The 17149-nt window shown below is 71.7% G+C and carries 15 protein-coding genes; 10 read left to right on the forward strand and 5 right to left on the reverse strand.

Features of this window, described 5'->3' with window-relative positions:
• Positions 1 to 166 precede the first annotated feature (166 nt).
• Positions 167 to 664: an ATP-binding protein gene (locus AV521_RS24355; protein WP_079249388.1), complete on the forward strand. Its 498-nt coding sequence runs from the start codon at positions 167 to 169 to the stop codon at positions 662 to 664.
• 98 nt (positions 665 to 762) lie between these two features.
• Here AV521_RS24355 and AV521_RS24360 read toward each other — a convergent pair whose 3' ends face one another.
• Positions 763 to 1806 (reverse strand): DUF2637 domain-containing protein, encoded by a 1044-nt coding sequence (locus AV521_RS24360; protein WP_076090738.1) that lies wholly within the window; start codon positions 1804 to 1806, stop codon positions 763 to 765.
• 553 nt (positions 1807 to 2359) lie between these two features.
• Between AV521_RS24360 and AV521_RS24365 the strand changes: the two genes are divergently transcribed.
• The gene (locus AV521_RS24365; protein ID WP_076090739.1) at positions 2360 to 3163 is read left to right on the forward strand and encodes a GntR family transcriptional regulator; all 804 of its coding nucleotides are present in this window, start codon (positions 2360 to 2362) and stop codon (positions 3161 to 3163) included.
• A 116-nt stretch (positions 3164 to 3279) separates the two neighbouring features.
• Here AV521_RS24365 and AV521_RS24370 read toward each other — a convergent pair whose 3' ends face one another.
• Together AV521_RS24370 and AV521_RS24375 are read right to left on the reverse strand one after the other, a co-directional pair.
• Positions 3280 to 4050, reverse strand: coding sequence for a hypothetical protein (locus AV521_RS24370; RefSeq protein ID WP_076090826.1), 771 nt, complete (start codon positions 4048 to 4050; stop codon positions 3280 to 3282).
• Positions 4051 to 4216: 166 nt separating this feature from the next.
• Positions 4217 to 5890 carry a PucR family transcriptional regulator ligand-binding domain-containing protein gene (locus tag AV521_RS24375; protein ID WP_076090740.1) on the reverse strand — a complete coding sequence of 558 codons (1674 nt, stop codon included), beginning with the start codon at positions 5888 to 5890 and terminating at the stop codon, positions 4217 to 4219.
• A 342-nt stretch (positions 5891 to 6232) separates the two neighbouring features.
• Between AV521_RS24375 and AV521_RS24385 the strand changes: the two genes are divergently transcribed.
• From AV521_RS24385 to AV521_RS24405, 5 genes are all read left to right on the forward strand, one after another.
• Complete coding sequence (locus AV521_RS24385; protein WP_076090742.1) at positions 6233 to 7126, forward strand: xanthine dehydrogenase family protein subunit M; 894 nt, start codon at positions 6233 to 6235, stop codon at positions 7124 to 7126.
• Positions 7126 to 7722, forward strand: a complete 597-nt coding sequence (locus tag AV521_RS24390; RefSeq protein WP_076090743.1) for a (2Fe-2S)-binding protein — start codon at positions 7126 to 7128, stop codon at positions 7720 to 7722. Before AV521_RS24385 ends, AV521_RS24390 begins: the two co-directional genes overlap by 1 nt.
• A 1-nt stretch (position 7723) precedes the next feature.
• Positions 7724 to 10108: a xanthine dehydrogenase family protein molybdopterin-binding subunit gene (locus tag AV521_RS24395; protein WP_076090744.1), complete on the forward strand. Its 2385-nt coding sequence runs from the start codon at positions 7724 to 7726 to the stop codon at positions 10106 to 10108.
• A gap of 211 nt (positions 10109 to 10319) precedes the next feature.
• Positions 10320 to 11786, forward strand: coding sequence for an NCS2 family permease (locus tag AV521_RS24400; RefSeq protein WP_076090745.1), 1467 nt, complete (start codon positions 10320 to 10322; stop codon positions 11784 to 11786).
• 47 nt (positions 11787 to 11833) lie between these two features.
• A complete protein-coding gene (locus AV521_RS24405; RefSeq protein ID WP_076090746.1) occupies positions 11834 to 12985 on the forward strand; it encodes an XdhC family protein in 1152 nt (383 codons plus the stop codon).
• Positions 12986 to 13008: 23 nt separating this feature from the next.
• On the opposite strand, the gene AV521_RS24410 is transcribed toward AV521_RS24405, so the two are convergent.
• On the reverse strand, positions 13009 to 13449 hold the full coding sequence (locus tag AV521_RS24410; RefSeq protein ID WP_076090827.1) for an Immediate-early protein 2: 441 nt from the start codon (positions 13447 to 13449) through the stop codon (positions 13009 to 13011).
• Between the two features lie 65 nt (positions 13450 to 13514).
• The gene (locus AV521_RS24415; RefSeq protein WP_107480999.1) at positions 13515 to 14282 is read right to left on the reverse strand and encodes a polysaccharide deacetylase family protein; all 768 of its coding nucleotides are present in this window, start codon (positions 14280 to 14282) and stop codon (positions 13515 to 13517) included.
• Positions 14283 to 14455: 173 nt separating this feature from the next.
• Here AV521_RS24415 and AV521_RS24420 point away from each other — a divergent pair, with 173 nt between their 5' ends.
• From AV521_RS24420 to AV521_RS24430, 3 genes are all read left to right on the forward strand, one after another.
• On the forward strand, positions 14456 to 15103 hold the full coding sequence (locus tag AV521_RS24420) for a phosphoribosyltransferase (protein WP_076090748.1): 648 nt from the start codon (positions 14456 to 14458) through the stop codon (positions 15101 to 15103).
• 133 nt (positions 15104 to 15236) lie between these two features.
• Positions 15237 to 16838 (forward strand): hypothetical protein, encoded by a 1602-nt coding sequence (locus tag AV521_RS24425; protein ID WP_076090749.1) that lies wholly within the window; start codon positions 15237 to 15239, stop codon positions 16836 to 16838.
• A 96-nt stretch (positions 16839 to 16934) separates the two neighbouring features.
• On the forward strand, positions 16935 to 17114 hold the full coding sequence (locus AV521_RS24430) for a hypothetical protein (protein ID WP_076090750.1): 180 nt from the start codon (positions 16935 to 16937) through the stop codon (positions 17112 to 17114).
• The last annotated feature ends 35 nt before the right edge of the window (positions 17115 to 17149 follow it).

A 17149-nucleotide genomic window follows, 5' to 3' on the forward strand; every position in this document is an offset into this window, starting at 1 on the left:
CCCGGTGCGGCCCGGCCCGGCGGGCGGCCCGGACGCCGTACGGCCGTGGCCGAACCGCCGGTCATCGGGCATACGTGATGACTGCCTGTGTGCGAGCTGGGCAAGCATCCCCCGTGAACGTGTTCGACCAGGAGGGGCAGGGTCCAGCGGCGTGCGGGCGGGGGTCATGAAGAGTCAGGCACGAGGGGGCGGTCCCGCGGTCGTCGGAGGCTCCTCGGGGACGACGGGGGAGACCACGGGGGAGACGACGGGGGAAGTGGCCGGCACCATCACGGGACACGCGCACCGGCTCCGGCGCAGACTGGGGCGGGCGGATCTCCGGGCGGTGCCCGAGGCCCGCCGGGAGTTGCGCGAACTGCTGCGGCACTGGGGCAAACCCGGCCGATCGGATATCGCCGAACTGCTCACCAGCGAACTGGTCACCAACGCGCTCGTCCACACCGACAACGACGCGGTCCTCACGGCAGTCGTCGAGCCGGACGGACTCCGTGTGGAGGTACGGGACTTCGTGGCGCGCAGACCGGAGCTGAGAAGCCCGGGCACGGACGACGACACCCATGGCCGGGGCCTGGTGCTGGTGCAGTCCCTCGCGGACGCCTGGGGTGTACGGCCGCACGGGGTGGGCAAGTCGGTGTGGTTCGAACTGGGCGCCGAGGGGGCGTGACGGTACGAGTGACAGACCACGGGCCGGGGGCGTGACCCGTCTGGTCACGCCCCCGGCCCGGCTGCGTCACGGTCTGACCCCCGGTCCCGGCCGGGGCACTAGCCGAACTGCTGCTCCAGATCCTTCAGCTTGCGCTCCAGGGAGTCCAGGCGCGGCAGGGCCATCGTGTCGTCCTCTGCGGTGAGGTCGACCGTCACCTGCTCAGCGGACGCGCTGCGGACCGGCTGCAGGGAGGGACGGGCGCGGACGGGCAACTGTTCCGCGGTGGATATGGCAGGCTCCGCGGTCACCTCGGCGGGGCCCCGCTCCACCGCCTGCACCTCGACCTGCCGGCCGGCGCGCCCGACGAAGCCCCGGTGGCCCCGGCTGATCGCCTTCAGCTGGGCCCGCTCCAGACGGTGCTGCTCGCGCCGGCGCTGGCGGGTCTCCTCCTTGCTCCGCTTGTCCTCGCGGACCTCCTCGACCGCCTCGTCCAGGCTGCGCACACCCTCCAGCAGCATCAGCGACCAGGCCTTGTAGGTCTCGCGGGGAGCCCGCAGCCAGCGCACGATCCGGATCTGCGGCAGCGGACGCGGCACCAGGCCCTGCTCGCGCAGCGCGGCCCGGCGGGTCTGCTTCAGCGCACGGTCGAACAGGACGGCCGCGGACAGTGACATACCGGAGAAGAACTGCGGGGCGCCCGCGTGGCCGGCTCCCCGGGGCGCGTGCACCCAGTTGAACCAGGCCGCCGCCGCGGCGAACATCCACACGAGGATCCGGGAGCCGAGCGCCGCGTCACCGTGGCTGGCCTCGCGCACCGCGAGGACGGAGCAGAACATCGCCGCGCCGTCCAGGCCGAACGGCACCAGGTACTGCCAGCCGTCCGTCAGCCCAAGGTTCTGTTCGCCGAAGCCGACGAGGCCGTGGAAGGACAGGGCGGCGGCGACCGCCGCACAGCAGAACAGGAGCACGTAGGAGGCAGTGCCGTAGATGGCCTCCTTGCGTCTGCGGCGCTCCTCGCTGCGCTCCCACGAGTCGTCCGCGCTCGCGTTCTCCCCGGAGGAGCGCTTGCCGCGCGCGAGCACCGCCACCGCCGCCAGCATGCCCAGGAGCAGTACGGCGCCGGGAAGCAGCCAGTTCAGCGATATGTCGGTCAGTCTCATCAGGGGTCCCTTGCATTGGGATAGGGCGTAACGCCCGCCATAGTGGCCCACTCCCGACGGCCCTCAGGGGGTTTCGGGGCAAGAGGCCGCCAATGAAGTGCAAGGGGATGCTCAGGGCGGCGTTCTGCTCGAACTGCCGCTTGAGGGGCGGGAGTTGAGTTCGAATAAGACTACCCGTACGGATGGTTCCGGGGAAACTTCCTGAGGCGGGTGAGGAAGATGTGAAGCATCTACGTACGATGATCTTAGTGGACGCCGGGCTGCGGTTCGACCCTGACGGAACCTCAAGTCACCGAGTTCGCCGGGGATTTGGCGGTGCGGTCGTACGGGGCGTGCGCCACGGGTGTCGGGGTGCGGGTCGAAGCTCGCGACGGCGCCGCGCGAGCCCGCCGGGGCCACCGATTCCGGCCGCAGGCCGACGTGCAAAGGTAAGGCTAACCTTACCTACTCGCGAGTGAATTTGAACTACCGGCTCGGGCGCCTAAGGTGCTTGACGGACAAGTGACAACTCGCCGTTAATGACCCAAGTGCCGACAAGCCGCCAGGAGGACCCGTGAAGCAGAGCGTGCAGGGCTCCGCCGAGGCGGGGACGCCCGAGCGCCGTACGACCGGCGGTTCCCGGGTGCCCGCGCAGGCGCGCAGGGCGGACACCCTCGACGGCTGCCGTGAGCGGGGCGACACCGCCGAGCCGGCCGCTCGGGGCGAGCACACGCACGGTGAGCGGCCGGTTCCCGGGCCTCGGCCGGCGGTGCAGCGCTCCTCGGTGCGCGGGCAGATCCTGGACGCGCTGCGGACGGCGCTGGTGACCGGGGAGCTGCAGCCGGGCGAGGTCTACTCGGCGCCGGTGCTGGGTGAACGGTTCGGTGTCTCGGCGACGCCCGTGCGGGAGGCCATGCAGCAGCTCGCCCTGGAGGGCGCGGTCGAGGTCGTGCCGAACCGGGGCTTCCGGGTGGTCGAGCGGGGGGCGCGGGAGCTGGCCGAGCTGGCGGAGGTGCGCGCGCTCATCGAGGTGCCGGTGATGCTGCGGCTCGCCCGGACGGTGCCGGGGGAGCGGTGGGCCGAGCTGCGTCCGCTGGCTGAGGAGACGGTGCGGGCGGCGGCCGACGGCTGTCCGGCGACGTACGCGGAGTCCGACCGGGCCTTCCATCGCGCCCTGCTCGCCCTGTCGGGCAACGAGCAGCTGGTCGGTGTGGCCGCCGACCTCCACCGACGGTCCCAGTGGCCCCCGGTCCGGCGCGGCCATGCCTACCTGGTCGCGGATGCGGCGGAACACATGGCCCTCCTGGACGCGCTGATCGCCGGGGACGTGGATGTGGTGCGGGCACTGGTGGCGGAGCACTTCGCCGGCGCGAGCTGAGAGGTGCCGCTGGGCACGGCGCGACCGGCGGTGCTGCGGTCCCCCAGGGGCGCGGTGAACTGCGCGACCAGCCCCCACCGGCCTGCACCCGGCAATGAGGCGTCACCCACCCGCCCCTACGCCGTCGCCACCCCCGGAGGGGCCGGTGGGGACAGCTGGCGGGACAGCCACGTCGGCACACCCCCGAGCAGCCGGAACAGGCGCCGGGCCTCCTCCCGCAGCCGCGAAGCCTCCGGCTCGGTCTCCGCGTCGGCCAGGGAGGCCAGCGCGGGTGCCGTGCCGACCAGGTAGCCCAGCTCCTCTCGGATACGCAGGGATTCGGCGAAGCCGTGCCGCGCCTCCGTCAACTCACCGTCCCGCAGGGCGAGTCCGGCGAGGTGGCGCCAGGTGAAGGACAGCAGGAGCGGGTCGGCGTGCGCGGTGGCGCCCGCGTGGGCGCGGCGGTACGCGGCACGTGCCGCCTGCGGGGAGCGGGTCAGGTTCTCGGCGATCAGCCCCCGGCGGAAGTCCAGCAGGGCCCGGCCGGGCGCCCCCGGAGGGATCAGCGCGGCCGCCCGGCCGAGTGCGGCCCGCGCCTCGTCCACCCGGTCCCGCACCCCGTGCAGCGTTGCTGTGTAGGCGAGTTGGCCCCGCTCGCACGCGGCAGCGCCCCGCTCCTCGTCGCCGTGCGCGAGCGCCTCCGCCGTCCGCAGGGCGTCCTCCGCGTCCTCCCAGCCCCGCTCGGTGTACAGGCACCGTTCGACCAGCAGCGCGGCCCGCTGCAGAGCCGTGGCGGGGGCGTCGGGCGGCAGCAGGGCCGCCGCGTCCGCCCAGCAGGCCCGCGAGCGCAGCCGCCATACCGCGGTCTGGAGCGGATCGTCACCGGGGGTCGTTCCGTTACCAGACATGGCGGTATGCGCCACGTTGCCCTCCCCGAGCACGCCATCGAGCTGTTGAGTGGTGGCGGCATTCCAGCACCATTCGACGGGCCGGGCCAAGAGGGTGGGTGAAAGATTTCACAAAGTCGTGGGGTGTGAGCGTGACCGGGTTCGGCCCCGCGCGCCCCCGGTGACCTCAGCTCATGCGCAGCGCGAGGAAGAAGTCCAGCTTGTCCTCCAGGCGGGAAAGGTCCCGTCCCGTCAACTGCTCGATGCGGCCCACCCGGTAGCGCAGCGTGTTGACATGCAGGTGGAGCCGGGTGGCGCAGCGGGTCCAGGAGCCGTCGCAGTCCAGGAACGCCTCCAGGGTCGGGATCAGCTCCGCCCGGTGCCGGCGGTCGTAGTCCGTCAGCGGGTCGAGCAGGCGCGCGGTGAAGGCACGGCGGACGTCGTCGGGCACGAAGGGCAGCAGCAGGACGTGCGACGCCAGCTCCTGGTGCCCCGCCGCGCAGACCCGGCCCGGGCGGGCGGCCGCCACCCGGCGGGCGTGCCGGGCCTCCTCCAGGGCCCCGCGCAGGCCCTCCGCCGAGTGCACGGCGGCGCTGACGCCGAGGGTGAGCCGTCCGTCGTCGTTCAGGCCCGCCGACAGCGTCTGCCGCACCGACCGCAGGAGGGAATCGGCCAGAAGTCCCGTCTCCGAGCCGTCGTGCTCGGAGGAGACCGCCGGCAGCGGCACCAGGGCGATCGCCTCGTCACCGGTGTGCGCGACGGCGATCCGGTCGGACGGCTCCGTGCCGGTCGCCTGCGGGTCGACCAGCACTTCCTCCAGGAGCGACTGGGCGACCGGGCCGCCCTCGACCTCGCTGTCCTCCCAGTCCACCCGGGCCACCACGACCTGCCAGTGCGGGGCCGCGCCGAGTCCGGGCAGCAGCACCGGCGCAGCCACCCTGAGGCGGGCCGCGATCTCGGCGGGCGCGGCACCGGTCTGGACCAGCTCCAGCACCTCCTGGGCGAGCCGGCGCCGCACCGTGCGCGCCGCGTCCCGGCGGTCCCGCTCGACCGAGATCAGCTGGGTGACGCCCTGCAGCAGGTCGAGGCGCTCCTCGGGCCAGTCGCCGGCGTCCGCCTCGACGGCCAGCAGCCAGTCCGACAGCACGGTCTCGCGGACATCGCGGGCGCCCTGCGGGGAGCGGCCGGATGAGCGGATCGGGAACAGCGAGTACGTCGTACCCGCCAACAGGACCCGGTGCGGGCCGCGCCGGCCGGTGCGGGTGGCCGCCAGGTGCTCGCCGGCGAGCTTCGCGCAGGCCTCCGGGGGCAGCTCGGGGCCCGTGACCTCGGAGCCGGCGATCAGCCGGCCGGTGGGCGAGAGCACCCACGCGCGCAGGTCCAGGTCGGTGCCGAGCAGGTCCAGGACCACGTCCGGGCCGCCGCCCGCCGGGCCCGAGGTCATCATCCGCCGGTGCCGGTCCACGACGGCCGCCAGGTCGCCGGCGCGCTCGCTGGAGACCTGCCGTACGACATGCTCGGTGATCGTCGCGAACGCCACCGACTCGTGCACCGCGAACAGCGGCAGCCGGTGCCGGGCGCAGGCGAGCACCAGGTCGTCCGGCACGTCGCCCAGCTCCGCCTCACCGGCCGCGAGCGCCGCCACCCCGGCCTGCACCAGGATCCGGACGAACGACTCGGAATCGTCGGCGTCCCGGCGCCAGGCCAGGCCGGTCAGCACCAGCTCGCCCCCGGAGAGGTACCGGCTCGGGTCGCGCAGGTCGGTCGTCATGACCCCGCGCACCGACCGGTCCAGCTCCTCCTCGCCGCCGAGCAGCCGCAGGCCCAGCGCATCGGTGTCCAGAAGTGCGCGCAGCCGCATCTCGTCGCCGCCGTTCTTTGTCTCGAAACCTACGATGGATCATGGAGGGTGACGGGAGAGGGCCCGGCACAGGGCCGCACTGGGCGTTCTCCGGGGTCTCCGCGCTGTTTCCTGCGTTTCCCCAGGAAAAAGGAGAGGTTACCGATGACCTCCGTTCATACGAATCTACAAGATGCCCGCCGTGGCCAGCCAACTCCTTCATGGTTTCGGTGACTGACCACCCAGGAGCAGTGGGCGGTGTACTAAGTCCACTCCGCGTTAACAGGACATGAACGAGCCGGGCCCGCCGCACACGGATTGGCTCAATCTGAACGACCCACGAGACGAAGAAGAGAGCCGGTCATGGACTTCCTTCGCCCCGCCAGCTGGGAGGAGGCGCTCGCCGCGAAGGCCGAGCACCCCACCGCTGTGCCGATTGCGGGTGGCACCGATGTGATGGTCGAGATCAACTTCGACCACCGCCGGCCCGAGTACCTGCTCGACCTCAACCGCATCGGCGACCTCTACGAGTGGGAGGTCGGCGAGGAGAGCGTACGGCTGGGTGCTTCCGTCCCGTACACCAGGATCATGGAGAACCTCCGTGCCGAGCTGCCGGGCCTCGCGCTCGCCTCGCACACGGTCGCCTCCCCGCAGATCCGCAATCGCGGCGGCGTCGGCGGCAACCTCGGCACGGCCTCGCCCGCCGGTGACGCCCACCCCGCCCTCCTCGCCGCCGGCGCCGAGGTCGAGGCGGAGTCCGCGGCCCGCGGCACCCGGCTGATCCCGATCGACGAGTTCTACACCGGAGTCAAGCGCAACGCGCTCCAGCCCGACGAGCTGATCCGCGCCGTCCACGTCAAGAAGGCGGACGGACCGCAGCAGTACTCGAAGGTCGGCACCCGCAACGCCATGGTCATCGCCGTGTGCGCCTTCGGCCTCGCCCTGCACCCCGAGACCCGCACCGTCCGGACCGGCATCGGCTCCGCCGCCCCGACCCCGGTACGCGCCAAGGCCGCCGAGGAGTTCCTGAACGCGGCGCTCGACGAGGGCGGCTTCTGGGACAACGGAAAGATCATCACCCCGTCGGTCGCCAAGCAGTTCGCCGACCTGTGCTCGGCCGGCTGCAACCCGATCGACGACGTCCGGGGCACCGCGAGCTACCGCCGCCACGCGGTCGGCGTGATGGCCCGCCGGACGCTCACCTGGACCTGGGAGTCGTTCCGCGGCACCCGCCGCACCACCGAGGGAGCTGCGTAATGCGCGTCAACTTCACCGTCAACGGACGCCCGCAGGAAGCCGACGACGTCTGGGAGGGCGAGTCCCTGCTGTACGTCCTGCGTGAGCGCCTGGGCCTGCCCGGCTCCAAGAACGCCTGCGAGCAGGGTGAGTGCGGCTCCTGCACGGTCCGCCTGGACGGCGTGCCGGTGTGTTCCTGCCTGGTCGCGGCCGGCCAGGTCGAGGGCCGCGACGTCGTGACCGTCGAGGGCCTCGCCGACTTCGCCCAGCAGCGTGCCGAGGGCGGCTGCGCGACCGGCGCCTGCGGCACCTCGCTGGACGCGGCCAAGGGCTGGAAGGCCAAGGGCACCGACTCGCAGACCGGCGAGGGCGCCATTTCCCCGGGCGCTGCCCTCTCGCCGATCCAGCAGGCGTTCATCGACGCCGGAGCCGTCCAGTGCGGCTTCTGCACCCCGGGTCTGCTCGTCGCCTCCGACGAACTCCTGGAGCGCAACCCGAACCCGTCCGACGCGGACATCCGTGAGGCGCTGTCGGGCAACCTGTGCCGCTGCACGGGCTACGAGAAGATCATGGACGCGGTCCGCCTGGCGGCCGCCCGCCAGTCCGAGGGAGTCTGACATGCCGACCAACGGCGCTCCTACGAAGATCACGCAGGGCTCGCAGACCAAGGGCGGCATCGGCGAGTCGACGCTCCGCCCGGACGGCACCCTCAAGGTCACCGGCGAGTTCGCGTACTCGTCCGACATGTGGCACGAGGACATGCTGTGGGGCCAGATCCTGCGCTCCACCGTCGCGCACGCCGAGATCGTCTCGATCGACGTCTCCGAGGCGCTCGCCATGGCGGGTGTGTACGCGGTACTGACGTACGACGACCTGCCCACCTCGGTGAAGAACTACGGCCTGGAGATCCAGGACACCCCGGTTCTCGCGCACGGCAAGGTACGCCACCACGGCGAGCCGGTCGCGATCGTCGCCGCCGACCACCCGGAGACGGCCCGCCGCGCCGCCGCCAAGATCAAGGTCGACTACAAGGAGCTGCCCGTCATCACCGACGAGGCCTCCGCGACCGCGCCGGACGCGGTCCTCGTCCACGAGGACCGCGACGACCACCACTCCGGGCACGTCCCGCACCCGAACATCGTGCACCGCCAGCCGATCATCCGCGGCAACGCGGACGAGGCCGCCGAGCGCGCCGATGTGATCGTGAAGGGCGAGTACACCTTCGGCATGCAGGACCAGGCCTTCCTCGGCCCCGAGTCCGGCCTCGCCGTACCCGAGGAGGACGGCGGCGTCCACCTCTACGTCGCCACCCAGTGGCTCCACTCCGACCTGCGCCAGATCGCGCCCGTCCTCGGCCTGCCCGAGGACAAGGTGCGGATGACGCTGGCCGGTGTCGGCGGTGCGTTCGGCGGCCGCGAGGACCTGTCGATGCAGATCCACGCCTGCTTGCTCGCCCTGCGCACCGGCAAGCCCGTCAAGATCGTCTACAACCGGTTCGAGTCCTTCTTCGGACACGTCCACCGGCACCCGGCGAAGCTCTACTACGAGCACGGCGCCACCAAGGACGGCAAGCTCACGCACATGAAGTGCAAGATCGTCCTGGACGGCGGCGCCTACGCCTCCGCCTCCCCGGCGGTCGTCGGCAACGCCTCCTCGCTGAGCGTCGGCCCGTACGTGATCGACGACGTCGACATCGAGGCCATCGCCCTCTACACCAACAACCCGCCCTGCGGCGCCATGCGCGGCTTCGGCGCGGTCCAGGCGTGCTTCGCCTACGAGGCGCAGATGGACAAGCTGGCGAAGAAGCTGGGCATGGACCCGGTGGAGTTCCGGCAGCTGAACGCCATGGAGCAGGGGACCATCATGCCGACCGGGCAGCCGGTCGACTCCCCTGCCCCGGTCGCCGAACTGCTGCGCCGCATCAAGGCGATGCCGCTGCCGCCCGAGCGCCAGTGGGAGTCCAGCGAGGGCGCCGACGTACGGCAGCTGCCCGGCGGTCTGTCCAACACCACGCACGGCGAGGGCGTCGTACGCGGTGTCGGCTACGCGGTCGGCATCAAGAACGTCGGCTTCTCCGAGGGCTTCGACGACTACTCCACCGCCAAGGTGCGCATGGAGGTCATAGGCGGCGAGCCGGTCGCGACCGTGCACACCGCGATGGCGGAGGTCGGCCAGGGCGGTGTCACCGTCCACGCGCAGATCGCCCGCACCGAACTCGGCGTCACCCAGGTCACCATCCACCCGGCCGACACCCAGGTCGGCTCGGCGGGTTCGACCTCGGCCTCCCGGCAGACGTACGTCACCGGCGGCGCCGTGAAGCACACCTGCGAACTCGTCCGCGAGAAGGTCCTGGAGATCGGCCGCCGCAAGTTCGGCAGCTACCACCCGGCCTGGGCGACCGCCGAACTCCTCCTGGAGGGCGGCAAGGTCGTCACCGACGGCGGCGAGGTCCTCGGCGACCTGGTCGACGTCCTGGAGGACGAGACCGTGGAGATCGAGGCGGAGTGGCGGCACCGGCCGACCGAGGCCTTCGACCTGGTCACCGGCCAGGGTGACGGCCACGTCCAGTACTCCTTCGCCGCGCACCGCGCGGTCGTCGAGGTCGACACCGAACTCGGCCTGGTCAAGGTCATCGAGCTGGCCTGCGCCCAGGACGTCGGCAAGGCGCTCAACCCGCTCTCCGTCGTCGGCCAGATCCAGGGCGGTACGACCCAGGGCCTGGGCGTGGCGGTGATGGAGGAGATCATCGTCGACCCGAAGACCGCGAAGGTCAGGAACCCCTCCTTCACGGACTACCTGATCCCCACGATTCTCGACACGCCGACCATCCCGGTCGACGTGCTCGAACTCGCCGACGACCACGCCCCGTACGGGCTGCGTGGCATCGGCGAGGCCCCGACCCTGTCGTCGACTCCGGCCGTCCTCGCGGCGATCCGGAACGCGACCGGGCTGGAGCTCAACCGCACTCCGGTACGGCCCGAGCACCTCACGGGGACCGCGTAACACCCCCACAGCTCTCCGGGCGGCGCAGGGAACGTCACACACTCCGCCGCGCCGCCCGGAGGAACCCCTTTGAGTTCCGCACCGCTCGCGGTCCTTGAAGCACCAGGAAATTCGTTCGTCTCGGGCCGTCCCCCGGGTCGTCCATTCCCCAAATCCCGTGACCGTCAGGGCGGTTGCACGGGTGCCCCTGTGAACCTTGGGAGATGGCACCATGACCCAGCAGTCAGTGGAGCCCACGAACACCGCCGAAGACGCGGGCGCGGGTTCGCGTCCGCCGGCCGGCAGGTCGTGGCTCGACCGGTACTTCCACATTTCCGAAAGAGGATCCACCGTCGCGACCGAGGTCCGCGGTGGCGTCACCACCTTCATGGCGATGGCGTACATCCTCCTGCTCAACCCGGTGATCCTCAGCGGCGCGGACAGGTCCGGCGACTCGCTGGGCCAGAAGGCGCTCATCACGGCCACCGCGCTCGGCGCGGCGGGTACCACTCTTCTCATGGGCTGGCTCGGCAAGGTGCCGCTCGCCATGGCCGCCGGACTGTCCGTCTCCGGTGTGCTGGCCGGTCTGGTCATGGGAACCAAGGACCTGACGTGGGCTCAGGGCCTGGGCATGTGCGTCGCGTACGGCGTCGTGATCATGTTGTTGGTGGTCACGGGTCTCCGCGAGATGATCATGAACGCGATCCCGCTGCCGCTCAAGCACGGCATCACGATCGGCATCGGTCTGTTCATCGCGTTCATCGGCCTGGTCAAGGCCGGGTTCGTGCACGCAGGTACGGCGACCCCGGTCACGCTGGGCAACGGGGGCGAGCTCGCCGGCTGGCCCGTCCTGCTCTTCGCCGTCACGCTGCTGCTCATCTTCGCGCTCCAGTCCCGGAACATTCCCGGTGCCATTCTCATCGGCATCGTCACCGGCACAGTGCTCGCGGTGATCGTCAACGCGGCCGGCCTCGTCGACGACAAGTCCTGGGCCAACGGCGGCGGCCCCGCGCTGCACGGCAGCGCCGTGTCGATGCCGGACTTCTCGCTCATCGGCAAGGTGTCCTTCAGCGGCCTGGGCAACGTGGGCTACATGACGGTGACCTTCATCGTCTTCACCCTCGTGCTCGCCGGCTTCTTCGACGCCATGGCCACCATCATCGGCATCGGCACCGAGGCCAACCTCGCCGACTCCCAGGGCCGGATGCCGGGCCTGTCCAAGGCGCTGTTCATCGACGGTGCCGGCGGTGCCATCGGCGGTGTCGTGGGCGGCTCCGGGCAGACCGTGTTCGTCGAGTCCGCGACCGGTGTCGGCGAGGGCGCCCGTACCGGACTGGCCTCGGTCGTCACCGGTGGGTTCTTCGCCCTCTGCCTCTTCTTCACGCCGATCACGGCGATCGTCCCGCGCGAGGTGGCCTCGGCCGCCCTTGTCACCATCGGCGCGATGATGATGATGAACGCCCGCCATGTGGACTGGGGCGACCGCTCCGTCGCCATCCCGGTCTTCCTGACCGTCGTGATCATGCCGTTCACGTACTCGATCACCCCCGGTGTCGCCGCCGGTGTGATCTCCTACGTCGTCATCAAGCTCGCCCAGGGCAAGTGGCGTGAGATCGGCCCCTTCATGTGGGGTCTGACGGTCCTGTTCCTCATCTACTTCTCACTGCATCCGATCCGGGCGGCCCTGGGCGTGCACTGACGCCCGGACCCTCCACGCATCCCCTTGACCTGATCAGGAGGCCGAACATGCTGGACATCGCCGACGAGTTGAACCGGTGGGTCGAGCAGGGACGTGACTTCGCCGTCGCCACCGTGGTGGCCGTCGGCGGGAGCGCGCCCCGGCAACCGGGCGCCGCGCTCGCCGTCGACAGCGAGGGCACGGCCATTGGTTCGGTCTCCGGCGGATGCGTGGAGGGAGCCGTGTACGACCTGTGCCGGCAGGCGCTGGAGGACGGGGAGACCGTCCTGGAACGCTTCGGGTACAGCGACGAGGACGCCTTCGCCGTCGGCCTGACCTGTGGCGGCATCATCGACATCCTCGTCACACCGGTCCGGGCGGACGGTCCCGCCCGGCCGGTGGTCGCGGCCGCGCTGGCCGCCGCCGCCCGTGGGGAGGCGGCGGCGGTCGCGCGGATCGTGGAGGGACCGGCAGAGCTGCGGGGCCGGGCCCTCCTCGTCCGCGCCGACGGTTCCTGTGACGGCGGTTTCGGCGCCCACCCCGAACTGGACCGCACCGTCGCCGCCGAGGCCGGCGCCTTCCTGGACGCGGGCCGCACCGGCACCATGGAGATCGGCGAACAGGGCTCCCGCTGCGGCGCCCCGCTCACGGTCCTGGTCGAGTCCTCCGTCCCCCCGCCCCGCATGATCGTCTTCGGCGCCATCGACTTCGCCTCCGCACTGGTCCGCGTCGGCAAGTTCCTCGGCTACCGGGTCACCGTGTGCGACGCCCGCCCGGTGTTCGCCACACGCACCCGCTTCCCCGACGCCGACGAGATCGTCGTCGAGTGGCCGCACAAGTACCTGGAGCGCACCGAGGTCGACGGCCGTACCGTCCTGTGCGTCCTCACCCACGACGCCAAGTTCGACGTACCGCTGCTGCGGCTGGCCCTGCGGCTGCCGGTCGCCTACGTCGGCGCGATGGGCTCCCGCCGCACCCACCTGGAGCGCAACGAGCGCCTGCGCGAGGTCGGCGTCACCGAACTCGAACTGGCCCGCCTGCGCTCCCCGATCGGCCTCGACCTCGGCGCCCGTACGCCGGAGGAGACGGCCCTGTCCATCGGCGCGGAGATCGTCGCGAACCGGCGCGGCGGCAGCGGTGCCGCGCTCACCGGCGCGCACACCCCGATCCACCACGACATGGCGGCGCGACCGGCCGCGACGATCGGGTCGGTGGCCTGAAGCGCCGGCCGGGACGTGTGGGCTCATTCCCGTCTGAGCAGCCGGTTCGCCGCCCGGCCGAACATCACACGTGCCGTGCGCTCCAGTACGCCGTCGAAGGCACGCGGCAGAAAGCGCACCCGAAGTTCCTCCCGCCACACCACCCGGCTACGGCCGCCGGGCCCCGGCCGCACCTCGATCTCCGCCCAGCCGAGGACCACCCGGCCGCGCTTCTCCAGGCGGCACAGGGCGGGCTCGCCGTCGACGGGCGGGCGCCACACGGTGACCTCCATCAGGTCGTCGACGGTGAGCGGGCCGATGCCCGAACGGGCCACGAACCGCGTGCCCACCTGCGTCGGCGCGGGCGTGAGCACCTCGATCCGGGTCAGCGGAACCGCGTAGGCGTGGCGGGGCCACTCGGTGAGCCGGCGCCATGCCTCTTCGAGGGGCAGCGGGGCCGTACGGCTGAAGGAGAAGGTCGGCACGGCATGATCGTAGGCAATGCGGGGCGGTCGGCCGCGCGCCCGGCCCACCTCCCCTGTCGCGGCCGTCAGGGCCGGTACACCTTGCCCGGCTCCGCCTTGCCGGGCGCCAGCAGCTGCGGCACTGTCACGAAGACATAGCCGCGCTCCTTCAGCGCGTCGATGATGCCGGGCGCGGCGGGCACGGTGCCGGGGTAGATGTCGTGCAGCAGGATGATGCCGTCCCGGTCCGACTGCTCCAGGACGCGCTTCTTGATGAGCGCCGAGTCGTTCGTCGTGTAGTCCTTGGCGGTCACGCTCCACAGCACCTCCGCCAGGCCCTGCTCCTTGGCGATCTTGTGGATGTCGGAGTCGGTGCGGCCCTGCGGTGGGCGCACCAGCGTGGGTCTGTGCCCGGTCAGCCGCTCGATCGCGTCGTTCGGCCGCTTCAGCTCGTCGCGTACCTCGGCGTCCGGGATCTTCGTGAGGATCTTGTGGTCCCAGGTGTGGCTCGCGACCTCGTGGCCCTCGGCGGCCATCCGCTTCACCAGTTCCGGGTACTTCTCGATGTGGTTCTTGCCCAGCAGGAAGAAGGTGGCCGGGACCTTCTTCTGCTTGAGGATGTCGAGCAGCCTGGCCGAGTTCTCGCTGGGCCCCGCGTCGAAAGTCAGCGCGATGCACTTGGCCCTGCGGCAGTCGACGGTCCCGAACTTCGCCGGCGACCCGTGCACCGCCTCGGCCCGCGCGGTGCTCGGTGACGTCGTGTCGACCTGGGCGCAGCCGGACAGCGCGAGCGCCAGGCCGAGCGCGGCCGAGGCGAGCGCGGCAGGACGCAACCTTTGGGTGGTTTCGCTCATCTTCCTGGTCGCGTGCGGCTTTCCGGCCGTGTGCGGCGGTATCGGGATGTTGTCGGCCGAGTAGGACATACGACCACTATACGCTCAGTGTATAGATCTGGCGTTCGAACTCCCGGGAACGCCCGGCCGGGCGCACCATGGAAGGAGAGGCTCTCCGCGGAGGAGGACCAGCCATGCGCTTCAGGGACCGTGCCGAAGCCGGGCGGCAACTCGCCGGACTGCTGAGCGACCTGCGGGACCAGGGGGTCCTCGTCGATCCCCTTGTGCTCGCGCTGCCGCGCGGCGGCATCGCCGTCGCCGAGCCGGTCGCCGAGGCCCTCGGCGCCCCGCTCGACGTACTCGTCGTCCGCAAGATCGGTGCCCCGCACCACCAGGAGTTCGCCGTCGGCGCGCTCGCCGCGGACGACCCGCCCCTCTTCGATGCGCACTCCCTGGGCCTGCTCGGTCTGACCGAGGAATCCATGGCCCCGGCGGTCGAACGCGAGCGGCGGGAACTGCACCGGCGCGAGCGGCGCTACCGCGGCGACCGCCCGGCGCCGGATCCGGCGGGCCGTACGGTGATCATCGTCGACGACGGCCTCGCCACCGGCGCGACCGCCCGTGCGGCCCTGCGCCATGTGCGGCGGCGCCGGCCGGCACACCTCGTCCTGGCCGTCCCTGTCGGTGCCCCGGACTCCCTGGACCTGCTCGTCGGCGAAGCCGACACGATCGTGTGCCCGTACCGGCCGGTCGGCTTCAGCGCGGTGGGGCAGTGGTACGAGGACTTCGAGCAGCTCACGGACGACGAAGTGCTGGCTGCACTGCAGTTGCACCGGGCTTGACGGGAGCGTCCGGCACAGCGCCGTCCGCCCCTGCGGGCTCTGGCCGGTCCCGGGCGGACATGGAAAACTGAGTGGGTGTACGCCGCCGCGCCGTGCGGCATCCGTGTGCACCAGGCCGCCCGAGGAGGCGTACGTGTCCCCGGTCCACGAACCCTCGGCGCTCGCCGACCGGTTGGGCCGCGACGCGGCTCATGCCCTGCTCGACTGGGCGGAGTTGAACGACCAGACGGTGCGCCTTTTCCAGCCGTCCTGGCTGCCGCCGGGAAAGGGGCACACCGGAGCCGTGCTGGCGGCGCTGGAGGTGGCCCCACCGCCCAGGATCGCCATCCTGAAAGTGCTGCCCGAAGGACCGCACCGGACCGAACCCGCCCGGCACAGCAGGGCGTTGCGGACGTCACCCCGCTCATTCGCGGCGGACCATCTCGTCGAGCAGGCCTTCGCGCCCTATCCCGTCGCGAGCGGCGGCGCGCTGATGTTCCAGTCCGTCGCCGGTGACGGACTGCGCGACGCCCTGCCGCTCGGCGCCCTGGAGGGCGAGACGTTCACCCGCACCTGCGCGCACGTGGTGCGGGGACTGCTCACCGAGTGGAACACTGCGCAGGTACGGCCGCGGCGGATGCCGGCCTCCGTCTTCGTGCGCGGGGAGGCGGACCCCGAGGGAGGCGGAGCGGGCTCGCTGGAGTCCTGGCGTCGTGAGGCCGGGCTCGCGGGGTTCACCCGGCCCTGGTTCGAGGCCGGAGGCCGCCGGCTGCCCAATCCGTATCTGCTGCTCTCCGGCGGGCACCCGGACCTGCCCGACCCCGAGGTGCCGGTCGTCACCGGACTCACCCACGGGGATCTGCACGTGGACAACGTCATCGTCCCGGTGCGGCGCGGCGCCCCCCTCGAACCGGCGTACCGCCTGATCGACCTCGGCGGCTTCCGTGCCGACGGCGCGCTGACGTGCGACATCGTCATGCTGCTGCTGTCGGCGCTCGCGCCGTTCGTCGCGGGGGCGTTGCCGGCCCGGCAGGAGCAGGCGCTGCTCGACCACGTGGTCGCACCCCGCCAGGAGCATGCCGAGCGGCTGCCCGCCGAGCTGGTGCGGCGGGTCGACTGCGTGCGGGACACCGCCGCCGACGTGATGGCCGGATGGCGGGAACCGTGGACGGACCAGTTCCTGCTGTCCGTCGTCGCCGGTGCCCTGACGTACACGACCTTCTCCAATCTCGGTGCCCGCGCCCGCACCTGGTACCTGATGCTCGCCGCCCACGCCTGCGGGGCCGTCCTTGAGCCCCGCACCGGAGCCCGGCCCGCGCTCGCCCGGCCGGTCCCATGGGCGCCCGAGCCGTCGCAGGCCGGACCGGTGCGCCCGCCGGATCCCGGTACAGCGGCCCGCCCGTCCGTCGCGCGGGCGCGGTACGGCCACCCGGACGAGGGGGCGACGGACCGGCGGGAGGCGCTGGTGGAAGCCCTCGAAGCGCTGCCCGCGCTGATCGACAAGGACTCCCGCGAGGCCATGCTGCGCCGGCTGCCCAGGAAACTGGCGACGAGCATCCCGAGATCCAGCATTCTGCGGGTGGAAGTCCTCGGGCTGCTCGACACCTGCCTCGCGTTCCCCGACGGCCTGCGCGAACTCCGGGAAGCCATACGGCAGGTGGACACCGGCACCGGAGAACGCGACGTGGTTTTCGGCCTTCTGGAGGCAATGCCCGAGTTCGGTCCCCTGACGGACAACGGACGGCGCGAGGCCTGATTTCCCGACTCGGGGTTTCCGGATATGGGTCGCGGGGACATCATGAAATGACAGGGGAAAGGGCCGTACGCCGGGGGACGGGGAGGGCCGCACAGGATGGACCAGGCTGGGGCGATCATCGAGTCGGAACTGCCCGATCTCTCGCAGCTCGCGTTGGAGGACGTACCGGCTTGCCGGAATGGCCGCGACTGGCAGAAGGCGGAGCGACGGCTTCTCACGGAGTCCGGCAACCCCTCCGTCTTCGCCGGCGATCCGAAGACCAGTTTCACGGTGTGATGTCGAGGCCCCGACGGCGACCACGGAGGCTCATC

The sequence above is a fragment of the Streptomyces sp. IMTB 2501 genome (genome assembly GCF_001953885.1).
Taxonomy (GTDB): Bacteria; Actinomycetota; Actinomycetes; order Streptomycetales; family Streptomycetaceae; genus Streptomyces.